Origin of the sequence: Exiguobacterium sp. s70 (assembly GCF_018618315.1) — a bacterium.
Classification (GTDB): Bacteria; Bacillota; Bacilli; order Exiguobacteriales; family Exiguobacteriaceae; genus Exiguobacterium; species Exiguobacterium chiriqhucha.
Window position 1 is genome coordinate 21,455 of record NZ_JACSLV010000008.1, and the last position, 13,593, is coordinate 35,047.

Below are 13,593 nucleotides of genomic sequence, written 5' to 3' on the forward strand. Positions count from 1 at the left end.
GATTTCTGCTGTAAAGTCTCTCACCACTCGCACAAACACTTAATCATTATATCGAATCTACATATGAAATGCAAGATTTGATTTTTTAATTGTGCCGGATGTCTGATGAGTTGTTCAACGTTCACTAATGTAACAAGATTCGAACCCATTTGCAAGCTATTTTCCTTCTTTTGTTGAACTATTTCTTTCGAGAACCGCCGTGCCAACTCGACCTAGCGTTTCATATAGGTTCCGAAGCGTTCGGTGACGGCTTCAATGACCGAGGCGGGGGCTCGTTTGAGGCATGCTTGGACGATCCCTTCATTGAGCTCATGCGTCTCAAAATAATCCGCCAGTCGATTAAGCCGATCTTCCCGACCGATGACCGTATACAGCACGACCCACTCTTCGAGTCGCATCCAGCTGCCGACCGGTTCAATGTAGGGATGCGTATAAATCCCATCGGTGCACTTCATCCGGAAACTGGCCATCACATCGATGTCGCCCCCTTCAAACACATATTCACTAAAGTATGTCGTCATGTAGTCGGCATGCGGTTTCGTTTCGACTTTGACGCCGACTCGGCTCAACACTTGATCCAATCGTTCGAATTGATCCGGCTCCACGAATACATCCAAGTCATTCGTCGTTTCGATGAGTCCATGATGCTTCAATAACGTCGACCCACCGAACCGACACGCAATCCCATTCAAGCGGCATAACGTCTCGACTTGTTTTTCCATCCTCGTCACCCCTTCCTGCAACATATGTCCCATCTTACCACGTCTCGCCATAAAACAAAAAAGCAGCCCGCAAAATGCGGACTGCTTGAAAGGTCAGTGTATCAATCGATTACTCGATGATTTCAGTTACTGAACCAGCGCCTACTGTACGGCCACCCTCACGGATTGAGAAACGTGTTCCGTCTTCGATCGCGATTGTAGAAATCAATTCGATCGTCAACTCGATGTTGTCTCCTGGCATTACCATTTCAGTACCTTCTGGAAGGTGAACGATACCTGTTACGTCAGTTGTACGGAAGTAGAACTGCGGACGGTAGTTCGCGAAGAATGGCGTGTGACGGCCACCCTCTTCTTTAGAAAGAACGTAGATTGAAGCTTTGAACTTTGAGTGCGGCGTGATTGAACCTGGCTTAGCAAGTACTTGTCCACGCTCGATGTCTTCACGTGATACACCACGGAGAAGAGCACCGATGTTGTCGCCAGCTTCAGCGTAGTCGAGAAGCTTACGGAACATCTCTACACCAGTACATACAGTTTTCTTAGTTTCTTCTGTAAGACCAACGATTTCAACTTCGTCGTTGACGCGGAGAACACCACGCTCAACACGACCAGTCGCTACAGTACCGCGACCAGTGATTGAGAATACGTCCTCAACTGGCATCATGAATTCTTTGTCCGTGTCACGAACTGGCTCAGGGATGTACTCATCAACTGCGTTCATGAGTTCCATGATTTTTTCTTCCCACTGTGGTTCGCCGTTAAGCGCGCCAAGTGCAGAACCTTTGATTACAGGGAGGTCGTCGCCTGGGAAGTCGTACTCAGAAAGAAGTTCACGGATTTCCATTTCAACGAGCTCAAGGAGTTCTTCGTCGTCAACCATGTCAACTTTGTTCATGAATACGACGATGAAAGGAACACCTACTTGACGTGAAAGAAGGATGTGCTCACGTGTTTGTGGCATTGGGCCATCAGTTGCCGAAACAACGAGGATCGCGCCGTCCATTTGTGCAGCACCAGTGATCATGTTTTTAACATAGTCAGCGTGACCTGGGCAGTCAACGTGTGCATAGTGGCGTTTGTCAGTTTCGTACTCGATGTGAGCTGTTGCGATTGTGATACCGCGCTCACGCTCTTCAGGAGCACCATCGATTGCGTCAAACTTTGTAGCTGTTTTACCTTGTGCTTTTGAAAGTACAGCTGAGATCGCTGCAGTCAAAGTTGTTTTACCGTGGTCGACGTGGCCGATTGTACCAACGTTAACGTGCGGTTTAGAACGGTCGAATTTTTCTTTACCCATTCTAGATTCCTCCTCTATTAGACAATTAGTTTTTTATTTAACTAGGAAGACGTAGGCTACTTTTAACATACGTCCTCCTTAGCTTACAACAATCAATTAAGCGTTACAACCGTTATTAGCCGTTCGCTTTTTTGATGATTTCTTCTGCGATTGACTTCGGTACTTCTTCGTAGTGATCGAAGTGCATCGAGTACGTTCCGCGTCCTTGCGTACGTGAACGAAGCGATGTCGCATATCCAAACATTTCTGAAAGTGGAACCATTGCTTTAACGACTTGAGCGTTACCGCGTGCTTCCATACCTTCTACGCGTCCACGGCGTGACGTGACGTCACCCATGATGTCTCCCAAGTATTCTTCTGGGATAACAACTTCGACACGCATCATTGGCTCAAGGATTACAGCTTTCGCTTGTTCCTTAAGTTGTTTAACCGCCATCGAAGCAGCAACTTTAAACGCCATCTCGTTCGAGTCGACATCGTGGTACGATCCGAAGACGAGGGCAGCTTTAACGTCAACTACTGGGTAACCAGCGAGGATACCGTTTTCGAGAGCTTCTTCAATCCCGTTCTGAACAGCTGGGACGTATTCACGTGGTACAACACCACCGACGATCTTGTTCTCGAATGCGAATCCAGCGCCTTCTTCGTTCGGCTCGAATTCTACGACAACGTGACCGTACTGACCGCGTCCACCTGATTGACGTACGAATTTCGAATCGATCTTCGCAGCGCCACGGATTGTCTCACGGTAAGCAACTTGTGGTGCACCAACGTTAGCTTCTACTTTGAATTCGCGACGCATACGGTCAACGAGGATATCAAGGTGAAGCTCACCCATACCAGAGATGATCGTTTGACCAGTCTCTTGGTTTGTTTCAGTGCGGAAAGTTGGATCCTCTTCTGCGAGTTTCGCGAGGGCTTGACCCATCTTGTCTTGGTCAGCTTTCGATTTAGGCTCGATAGCGACCGAGATAACCGGTTCTGGGAATGTCATTGACTCGAGAACGACGTTGTCTTTCTCTGAGCAAAGCGTATCACCAGTCGTAGTATCTTTAAGACCAACGGCTGCGGCGATGTCACCAGCGAATACCATTGGGATTTCTTCACGGCTGTTCGCGTGCATTTGAAGGATACGACCGAGGCGCTCACGCTTACCTTTAGTCGAGTTCTTCACATACGAACCAGCTTGTGCTGTACCAGAGTACACGCGGAAGAACGTCAATTTACCGACGTAAGGATCCGTCATGACTTTGAACGCAAGTGCCGAGAACGGAGCTTCGTCAGAAGGCTCACGCGTGATTTCTTCTTCTGTGTCGAGGTTAACACCTTTGATTGACTCAACATCAACTGGTGATGGGAGGTAATCAACAACAGCGTCCAACATCAATTGAACACCTTTGTTTTTGAAGGCAGAACCAACGAGTACAGGGTAGAATTCTACGCTGAGTGTTGCTTGACGGATACCAGCTTTGAGTTCTTCGATTGAGATCTCTTCGCCTTCGAGGTATTTCATCATCAACTCTTCGTTGTAGTCAGCAACCGCTTCGATCAATTGACCGCGAAGTTCTTCAGCTTCGTCAGCCATGTCAGCTGGGTAGCCATCCGTTACTTCGATGTCAGTACCGAGGTCGTTCGTGTACATGTATGTCTTCTTCTCAACGAGGTCGATGATTCCTTTGAATTCATCTTCCGCACCGATTGGAAGTTGGATTGGATGTGCGTTTGCGTGTAAACGTTCGTGAAGTGTTTTCACCGAGTACAAGAAGTCCGCACCGATCTTATCCATCTTGTTGACGAATACGACACGTGGAACACCGTAAGTCGTCGCTTGACGCCATACAGTTTCTGTTTGTGGTTCAACACCTGACTGAGCGTCAAGTACCGCAACAGCGCCATCAAGTACACGGAGTGAACGTTCAACTTCAACTGTGAAGTCTACGTGTCCAGGTGTATCGATGATGTTTACACGGTGGCCATTCCACTGTGCAGTTGTCGCTGCAGAAGTGATCGTGATTCCACGCTCTTGCTCCTGCTCCATCCAGTCCATTTGTGAAGCTCCTTCATGAGTTTCACCAATCTTGTGGATACGACCTGTGTAATAAAGAATACGTTCAGTTGTTGTCGTCTTACCGGCATCGATGTGAGCCATGATCCCGATGTTACGAGTATTCTTTAGGGAGAATTCTCTTGCCATACTGGGTATTCTCCTTCCGCATGTGTTTTTCGTGTGCTGGCACACGATATGATTATACCCGAAAGCCACTCCATTAAGCCACCGCTTGGTGACGTGGAGTGGTCTTTACGTTTAACTTACCAACGATAGTGAGCAAACGCTTTGTTCGCTTCTGCCATCTTATGCATGTCTTCGCGTTTCTTAACAGACGCACCAGTGTTATTGGCTGCATCCATGATTTCATTCGCGATACGTTGCTCCATCGTTTTCTCGTTGCGGAGACGAGCGTAGTTCACGAGGTAACGAAGACCAAGTGTCGTACGGCGCTCTGGACGAACTTCAACAGGAACTTGGTAGTTTGCTCCACCAACACGGCGAGCTTTAACTTCAAGTACAGGCATGATGTTGTTCATTGCTTCTTCGAACACTTCCATAGGCTCTTTGCCTGAGCGTTCAGCGATGAGGCCAAATGCGTTGTAAATGATAGTTTGAGCTGTACCTTTTTTACCGTCTAACATGACACGGTTAATGAGGCGAGTTACCAATTTCGAGTTGTAGATCGGATCTGCGATAACGTCACGACGTTCTGCACGGTTTTTACGCATCCGAGTACCCTCCTTTCAAAATTTCAGTAGTTTTTAGTTTTGCGAGAATTACTTCTTCGCAGCTTTCGGACGTTTCGTACCGTATTTAGAACGGCCTTGCATACGTCCGTCAACACCTGCAGTGTCAAGCGCACCACGAACGATGTGGTAACGTACCCCTGGTAAGTCTTTTACACGTCCTCCACGGATAAGAACAACGCTGTGCTCTTGAAGGTTGTGGCCAATACCTGGAATGTACGCAGTCACTTCGATTTGGTTAGTCAAACGAACACGAGCATACTTACGTAATGCCGAGTTCGGTTTCTTCGGAGTCATTGTACCAACACGTGTACAAACACCACGTTTCTGTGGCGAGCTCACGTTAGTTTGTGACTTGATGAAACTGTTGTAACCTTTGTTAAGTGCTGGAGAGTCAGATTTAACGACTTTCGATTTACGTCCTTTACGGACTAACTGGTTGATAGTAGGCATCTTTGAAGATCCTCCCTTCCTGAATTATGCTATTTTCTAGACCCACCGACCCGGGTGGTTCATTTAAGGTCATAACGAAACGCTTTTACGAGGCGTAGGCATTCCATGACCTCGCAAAAACGTGAGTTATACCTTGAAAGTGGCAATAATAGCAGCCAAACCTTTCCGGAGAAAGATCGGGTGACGTCCAAGTAGCTTGCCGACTGCTGGACACCGTTGTCATCGACAACAACCGATTGGCGGCACTAAATCATAGTAGCACCGCCAACCCATGCTGTCAAGACGTTTTTATTCTACTGTCGTGTCTTCGAGAACGGCTTTCGTCTCTTCTTCTTTGAGTTTAACATCACGGTAAACCGGCATCCCAGTACCAGCTGGAACGAGTTTCCCGATGATGACGTTCTCTTTGAGTCCGAGGAGATAGTCGCGCTTGCCTTTGATGGCAGCGTCTGTCAATACACGAGTCGTTTCTTGGAACGAAGCGGCCGAGAGGAACGAATCTGTCTCAAGCGACGCTTTTGTGATTCCGAGAAGGACCGGTTTCGCTGTTGCCGGGCTCTTGCCTTCGCGAAGCGTATCTTTACACGCTTCTTTGAAGACGCTGATATCGACGAGCGAACCAGGGAGAAGTGGCGTGTCACCAGACTCGATGACTTTGACGCGGCGAAGCATTTGGCGAACCATGACTTCGACGTGTTTGTCGCCGATTTCTACCCCTTGCATGCGGTAAACTTTTTGTACTTCTTGGAGCAAGTAGTTTTGAACACCAGATACACCACGGACGGCGAGCAATTCTTTCGGATCGATCGAACCTTCCGTGAAGACTTCTCCAGCTTCTACTGTATCTCCGATTTGAACACGAAGACGTGCTCCGAACGGAATCGTGTACGTACGTGTCTCACTGAGTCCTTCGACGGTGAGTTCACGCTTGTCACGCGATTCTGTGAAGTCGATGACCGTACCAGGGATTTCCGAGATGACCGCTTGCCCTTTCGGGTTACGAGCCTCGAATACCTCTTGGATACGTGGAAGACCTTGTGTGATATCATCTCCGGCTACCCCACCTGTGTGGAAGGTACGCATTGTAAGCTGCGTTCCTGGCTCACCGATTGATTGCGCGGCGATGATTCCGACAGCTTCGCCGACTTCAACGTTCGAGCCAGTCGCCAAGTTGCGGCCGTAACATTTCTTACATACGCCGTGTGACGTGTTACATGTAAAGGCTGTACGGATTTCAACTCGTTCGATTCCAGCGTCGACGATGTCGCGAGCGAGATCTTCGGTAATCAATTGGTTCTTCTCGACCATGACTTCACCCGTTTCCGGATGTGCCACTGTCTCGAACGCTGTACGGCCGACGAGGCGGTCATACAAGTTTTCGATTTCTTCCGTGCCTTCGCGGAGAGCGGCAACGCGGATTCCGCGGTCCGTTCCACAATCTTCTTCACGGATGATGACATCTTGGGCTACGTCAACAAGACGACGCGTCAAGTAACCTGAGTCAGCCGTCTTAAGGGCTGTATCGGCAAGACCTTTACGCGCACCGTGCGTCGAGATGAAGTACTCTTGTACCGTCAGACCTTCACGGAATGAAGATTTGATCGGAAGTTCGATGATGCGGCCAGATGGAGCGGCCATCAAACCACGCATCCCTGCGAGCTGCGTGAAGTTGGACGCGTTACCACGGGCACCTGAGTCAGACATCATGAAGATTGGGTTCAAGCGATTGAGGGATTTCATCAATCGTGATTGAATCTCATCCTTCGCTTCGTTCCAAGAGCGTACAACGCGCTCGTAACGCTCATCTTCAGTGATGAGACCGCGACGGAATGACTTCATGATTTGATCGACTTGAGTTTGCGCTTCATCAAGGATTTCTTGTTTGTCCGGAAGAACGATGATATCAGCGATTCCGACCGTCACACCGGCTTTCGTCGAGTGTTTGAAGCCGAGATCTTTCATCCGGTCAAGCATGCGGCTTGTTTCAGTCGTTTCGAACTTCTGGAACACTTCCGCGATGACTTTTCCAAGGAATCCTTTTTTGAACGGCTCGACCAAAGGACGTGAGGCGATTTCTTCTGCCACGTTGGCACCTTTGTCGATGAAGTACTTGTCAGGCGTTGCTTCCTGTAAGTTTTCCATCGTCGGCTCGTTCAAGTATGGGAACGTGTTCGGCAAGATCTCGTTAAAGATCATCTTACCGACCGTTGTGATCAACATTTTCTCGTTTTGCTCATCTGTGAACGTCGGGTTGTTGAGCGTACGTGCTGGAAGAGCGACACGTGTATGCAAGTGGACATAGCCATTTTGATACGCGATGAGCGCTTCGTTCACGTTCGACAAAATTTTCCCTTGTCCGACGGCATCGTCGCGTTCAAGCGAGATGTAGTAGTTACCGAGGACCATATCCTGCGATGGTGTAACAACTGGTTTTCCGTCTTTCGGGTTCAAGATGTTTTGCGCTGCGAGCATGAGAAGACGAGCTTCAGCTTGTGCTTCAGCAGAAAGTGGTACGTGAACCGCCATTTGGTCACCATCAAAGTCGGCGTTATAAGCCGTACATACGAGCGGGTGAAGGCGAATCGCGCGACCTTCGACGAGAATCGGTTCGAAAGCTTGAATCCCTAGGCGGTGAAGCGTTGGGGCACGGTTCAAGAGAACCGGATGCTCACGAATGACTTCTTCGAGGACGCCCCAGATTTCTGGTTGCATCTTCTCAATCTTACGTTTGGCGTTCTTGATGTTCGACGCGATGCCGCGACCGACAAGTTCTTTCATCACGAACGGTTTGAAGAGTTCAAGGGCCATCTCTTTCGGGAGACCACATTGGTACATCTTCAAGTTTGGACCAACGACGATAACCGAACGTCCTGAATAGTCGACCCGTTTACCAAGAAGGTTTTGACGGAAACGACCTTGTTTCCCTTTCAACATGTGTGAAAGTGATTTAAGGGGACGGTTACCTGGTCCTGTGACCGGACGACCACGACGACCGTTGTCGATGAGGGCGTCAACCGCTTCTTGAAGCATACGCTTCTCGTTTTGCACGATGATGTTCGGCGCGCCGAGATCGAGCAAACGTTTAAGACGGTTGTTTCGGTTGATGACTCGACGATACAAATCGTTCAAGTCAGATGTCGCAAAGCGTCCACCGTCGAGCTGCACCATCGGGCGAAGCTCTGGCGGAATGACAGGAAGTACTTCAAGAATCATCCAATCTGGATCATTACCTGACGTGAAGAACGCATCGAGCACTTCAAGACGTTTAATCGCACGTGTACGACGTTGGCCTTGAACCGTCTTCAATTCTTCGCGGAGTTCTCCGACTTCCTTCTCGAGTTGAACGTCTTGAAGGAGTGTGCGGATTGCTTCTGCACCCATGTCTGCTCTGAAGTCACTGCCGTATTTTTCACGGTAGAGACGGTATTCTTTTTCCGAGAGAAGTTGTTTCTTCTCAAGCGGAGTGTCACCTGGCTCCGTCACAACGTACGACGCGAAGTAGATTACTTCTTCGAGCGCACGTGGTGACATATCGAGAACAAGCCCCATTCGGCTTGGAATCCCTTTGAAGTACCAGATGTGCGAAACTGGTGCCGCGAGCTCGATATGGCCCATACGCTCGCGACGCACTTTCGCTTTCGTCACTTCAACGCCACAACGGTCACAAATGACTCCTTTATAACGGATTCGTTTGTATTTCCCGCAGTAACATTCCCAGTCTTTCGTAGGACCGAAGATTCGTTCACAGAACAATCCGTCCTTCTCTGGTTTAAGTGTACGATAGTTGATCGTTTCCGGCTTTTTGACTTCCCCGTAAGACCACGAACGGATCTTCTCGGGTGAAGCCAAGCCGATTTTCATATATTCAAATCGATTAACATCTACCAAGGGGCCGACCTCCCTTTTCGCCTTATTCCTCTTCCGTAACAGTCGGTTGAACGACTTGTTCTAACGCCGATGTTGCGTTCGGGATGTTGTCGTCATCTTCATCTTTCATTTCAACTTCTTCATCGTCCGCAGACATCATCTTGACTTCCATACCGAGCGCTTGGAGCTCTTTAATCAAGACGCGGAACGACTCAGGAACGCCCGCTTTCGGAACGCTCTCACCTTTCACGATGGCCTCGTATGCTTTCACACGACCAACCGTGTCATCCGACTTGATTGTAAGGATCTCTTGGAGCGTGTAGGCTGCGCCGTACGCTTCAAGTGCCCATACTTCCATCTCACCGAAACGCTGTCCACCGAACTGTGCTTTACCACCGAGCGGTTGTTGCGTGACGAGCGAGTATGGTCCTGTCGAACGAGCGTGAAGTTTATCGTCAACCATGTGCGCGAGTTTGATCATATACATGACACCGACCGAGACGCGGTTATCGAACGGTTCACCAGTACGACCGTCATAGAGACGAGTCTTGGCGTCTTTGTCCATTCCAGCTTCTTCAATCGTTGCCCATACGTCTTCCTCACGTGCACCATCGAATACAGGTGTCGCCACTTTGATGCCGAGCTTTTTAGCCGCCATTCCAAGGTGGAGTTCGAGTACCTGACCGATGTTCATCCGTGATGGTACACCTAGTGGGTTAAGCATGATGTCAATCGGTGTGCCGTCCGGCATGTATGGCATGTCTTCTTCAGGGAGAATGCGCGAGATAACACCTTTGTTACCGTGACGTCCCGCCATCTTATCCCCTTCGTGAATCTTACGTTTTTGAACGATGTAGACACGAACCATTTGGTTCACGCCTGGTGAGAGTTCGTCACCGTTTTCACGATCGAACACTTTGACGTCCAAGATGATGCCGTCGCCGCCGTTTGGTACACGGAGTGACGTATCACGGACTTCACGTGCCTTCTCACCGAAGATTGCGTGCAAGAGACGCTCTTCCGCCGTCAATTCAGTCACACCTTTAGGCGTAACTTTACCGACGAGGATATCGCCATCCTTGACTTCCGCACCGATGCGGATAATCCCACGGTCGTCCAAGTTGCGAAGTGCGTCATCACCGACGTTTGGAATATCACGTGTGATTTCCTCAGGTCCGAGTTTCGTGTCGCGTGACTCTGATTCGTACTCTTCGATATGAATCGACGTGTACACATCATCTTTCACGAGGCGTTCACTCATGATGATCGCATCCTCATAGTTGTAACCGTCCCATGTCATGAAGGCGACGACGACGTTACGACCGAGCGCGAGCTCACCCATATCCATCGACGGTCCGTCAGCAAGGATTTCTCCTTTTTCGACACGGTCACCAGCAGCGATGATCGGCTTCTGGTTGTAGCATGTCCCTTGGTTCGAACGGACATACTTTTGAAGTTTGTAGCGGTCAAGGTCACCTGATACCTCAGAACCGTTCACGTCAGACGTGCGGCGGACTAAGATTTCGCGTGCTGTGACACGCTCGACGACACCTGGGAATTTCGCGATAATCGCGGCCCCAGAGTCTTTCGCTGACACGTACTCCATCCCAGTACCGATAATCGGTGAATCTGGTTGAAGAAGTGGTACAGCTTGACGCTGCATGTTCGCTCCCATGAGGGCACGGTTCGAGTCATCGTTCTCAAGGAACGGGATACATGCCGTTGCGGCAGAAACAACCTGTTTCGGCGAGACGTCCATGTAATCGACTCGGTTCGGCTCAACTGACAAGTTTTGTCCGCGGAAACGGCAAAGGACTTGTTCGTTGGCGAATCCGCCTTCTTCTGTGAGCGGCATGTTCGCCTGAGCGACGACGTAGAGATCTTCTTCATCCGCCGTCATATATTGAATCTCGCTCGTGACGAGACCTGTTTCAGGGTCGACTCGACGGTACGGAGCTTCAATGAAGCCGTACTCGTTTACTTTCGCATAAGACGAAAGCGAGTTGATGAGACCGATGTTTGGTCCCTCCGGCGTTTCGATTGGACACATCCGACCGTAGTGCGAATAGTGAACGTCTCGAACTTCGAAACCGGCACGCTCACGTGTCAAACCACCCGGTCCAAGTGCAGAGAGACGACGCTTGTGCGTGAGCTCTGCGAGCGGGTTTGTTTGGTCCATGAACTGTGACAACTGCGAACTACCGAAGAACTCTTTTAGCGACGCGATAACTGGGCGAATGTTGATTAACGCCTGTGGTGTGATCGCGTTTTGATCTTGAATCGACATCCGTTCTTTAACGACACGTTCCATACGAGAAAGCCCGATCCGGAATTGGTTTTGGAGAAGTTCTCCGACTGAACGAAGACGACGGTTTCCTAAGTGGTCAATGTCATCTGTTGTTCCGACTTCGTGTAATAAGTTAAAGAAGTAGTTGATCGATGCGATGATATCAGCCGGTGTGATGTGTTTCACGCTACGGTCGATATTGCCGTTACCGATAATGTTCAAGATACGCTCTCCATCTGGGTCATCTGGTGAGATTACTTTGATCGATTGAAGACCGAACGGTTCACCTTCAGCGACGCCGCCTGTCGGCTCAGCATCCATATAACCAAGGCCGTTCTCCAAGTGTGGAAGAACGCGGTCAAGGTTGCGACGATCGAGGACAGTTCCAGCTTCGGCGATGACTTCACCTGTTTCTGGGTCAACGAGCGTCTCGGCCAATTTTTGACCGAAGAGACGGTTTTTAAGATGAAGTTTTTTGTTCATCTTATAGCGACCGACGTTTGCAAGGTCGTAACGTTTTGGGTCGAAGAAACGAGAAACGAGAAGTGACTTCGCGTTCTCAACCGTTGGTGGTTCACCAGGGCGGAGACGCTCGTAAATTTCGATTAACGCTTTTTCTGTTGATTCTGTATTATCTTTTTCAAGGGTGTTACGAAGATACTCGTCATCCCCGAGAAGGTCGATAATCTCTTGGTCCGTACCGAAACCGAGGGCACGCAACAACACCGTTACCGGGATTTTGCGGGTACGGTCAATACGAACGTAAACGATATCTTTGGCATCTGTCTCAAGTTCGAGCCATGCACCACGGTTCGGAATAACAGTCGCTCCGAAGCCACGCTTACCGTTTTTATCGAGTTTCGCGTTGTAATAAACGCTTGGTGAACGAACGAGCTGGGAAACGATAACGCGTTCTGCACCGTTAATGATAAACGTTCCCGATTCTGTCATGAGCGGGAAATCCCCCATGAACACTTCTTGTTCTTTGAGCTCACCTGTCTCTTTGTTTTGCAAACGTACTTTTACGCGCAATGGCGCAGAGTAAGTTACGTCTCGCTCCTTCGACTCATCGATCGAATACTTCGGCTCACTGAGCGAATAGTCGATGAACTCGAGCACGAGGTTTCCGGTGAAGTCGGAGATTGGCGAAATGTCCGTAAACATCTCTTTCAATCCTTCACGCAAGAACCACTCGTAAGAAGCAGTTTGAATTTCAATCAAATTCGGAAGCTCTAATACCTCACTGATACGGGCAAAGCTTCTTCTCTGACGGTGACGACCGTACTGAACAAGTTGACCAGTCAACTGATTCACCTCTCAGACCCCCAATTCTCTATCGAATTTTTCGGGCGTAATAATCGAACATTGTCATTGAATGTCGCCTCTTTTCCGCGTCTAAAAAGCGGCAAACGCGGCAGTTCAAAGCGAATTCCATTCCAATGGCATTTTATAATGTTAGCATATACGTTATAGCGAGTCAACAAGACTTCACCGTTTGTCAAGAGCGAATTGCCCGGAAAATGAAATAGCCCTTTTCTTTCGCAACCGTCTCGACTTGACCGAACACATCTTCAAGCAACTTCTTGGCAGAAGGCGCTCCTTGTTTCTTTTGAATAACGACGTAGAGCGCTCCACTTACGACAAGGTGTGTATACGCATCGCGCAAAATCGTGTGGACCACTTGCTTCCCGGCCCGAATCGGCGGATTGGTCACGATTGCGGCGAACTGTTCATCACCGACTCCGTCATAAGCGTGGCTGAGTCGCGTCTCAATCGTCACCCCATTTTGGGCGGCGTTTTGCTCTGACAAGGCAAGCGCTCGCTCGTTCACGTCGACGAGGAGTGCTTCACGCCCAGAGGCGTCGGCAAGCGAGATCCCCATCGGACCGTAGCCGCAGCCCACATCTAAAATGCGTCCTTCAACATCAGGCACTTCAAATGATTCGATTAAGAGACGTGACCCAAAATCGACCGATCCTTTCGAGAACACGCCGCGGTCCGAGGTGAAGCGATATGTCTTCCCTCGCAACTCAAACGTCCATGTCTCAGGGGCACTTTTCGAACTAGGGTCGTTCGTATAGTAATGATCTCCCATGCATTGAACCTCCTAACCCACTCTTCAAGGAAATAAAAGAAGCTCGCCATAGCGAGCTTCTATAGGTTGTAGAAGT

General features: G+C 49.3%; 8 protein-coding genes. All 8 read right to left on the reverse strand.

Annotated features, from left to right (window positions below; all coding sequences use genetic code 11):
• Positions 1 to 212: 212 nt before the first annotated feature.
• A complete protein-coding gene (locus KNP84_RS14400; protein WP_021066603.1) occupies positions 213 to 722 on the reverse strand; it encodes a hypothetical protein in 510 nt (169 codons plus the stop codon).
• 109 nt (positions 723 to 831) lie between these two features.
• On the reverse strand, positions 832 to 2,019 hold the full coding sequence (gene tuf / locus KNP84_RS14405) for an elongation factor Tu (protein WP_021066602.1): 1,188 nt from the start codon (positions 2,017 to 2,019) through the stop codon (positions 832 to 834).
• 115 nt (positions 2,020 to 2,134) lie between these two features.
• Positions 2,135 to 4,213, reverse strand: a complete 2,079-nt coding sequence (gene fusA, locus KNP84_RS14410; RefSeq protein ID WP_029594429.1) for an elongation factor G — start codon at positions 4,211 to 4,213, stop codon at positions 2,135 to 2,137.
• Between the two features lie 116 nt (positions 4,214 to 4,329).
• Entirely contained in the window at positions 4,330 to 4,797 is a 468-nt protein-coding gene (rpsG, locus tag KNP84_RS14415; RefSeq protein WP_021066600.1) for a 30S ribosomal protein S7, read from the reverse strand.
• Between the two features lie 48 nt (positions 4,798 to 4,845).
• On the reverse strand, positions 4,846 to 5,268 hold the full coding sequence (rpsL, locus tag KNP84_RS14420) for a 30S ribosomal protein S12 (RefSeq protein WP_012727683.1): 423 nt from the start codon (positions 5,266 to 5,268) through the stop codon (positions 4,846 to 4,848).
• A 288-nt stretch (positions 5,269 to 5,556) separates the two neighbouring features.
• Entirely contained in the window at positions 5,557 to 9,156 is a 3,600-nt protein-coding gene (gene rpoC / locus KNP84_RS14425; protein ID WP_021066599.1) for a DNA-directed RNA polymerase subunit beta', read from the reverse strand.
• A gap of 22 nt (positions 9,157 to 9,178) precedes the next feature.
• Positions 9,179 to 12,727: a DNA-directed RNA polymerase subunit beta gene (gene rpoB / locus KNP84_RS14430; RefSeq protein WP_058765118.1), complete on the reverse strand. Its 3,549-nt coding sequence runs from the start codon at positions 12,725 to 12,727 to the stop codon at positions 9,179 to 9,181.
• 193 nt (positions 12,728 to 12,920) lie between these two features.
• Positions 12,921 to 13,517, reverse strand: a complete 597-nt coding sequence (locus tag KNP84_RS14435; RefSeq protein WP_215115041.1) for a class I SAM-dependent methyltransferase — start codon at positions 13,515 to 13,517, stop codon at positions 12,921 to 12,923.
• Between the last annotated feature and the right edge of the window lie 76 nt (positions 13,518 to 13,593).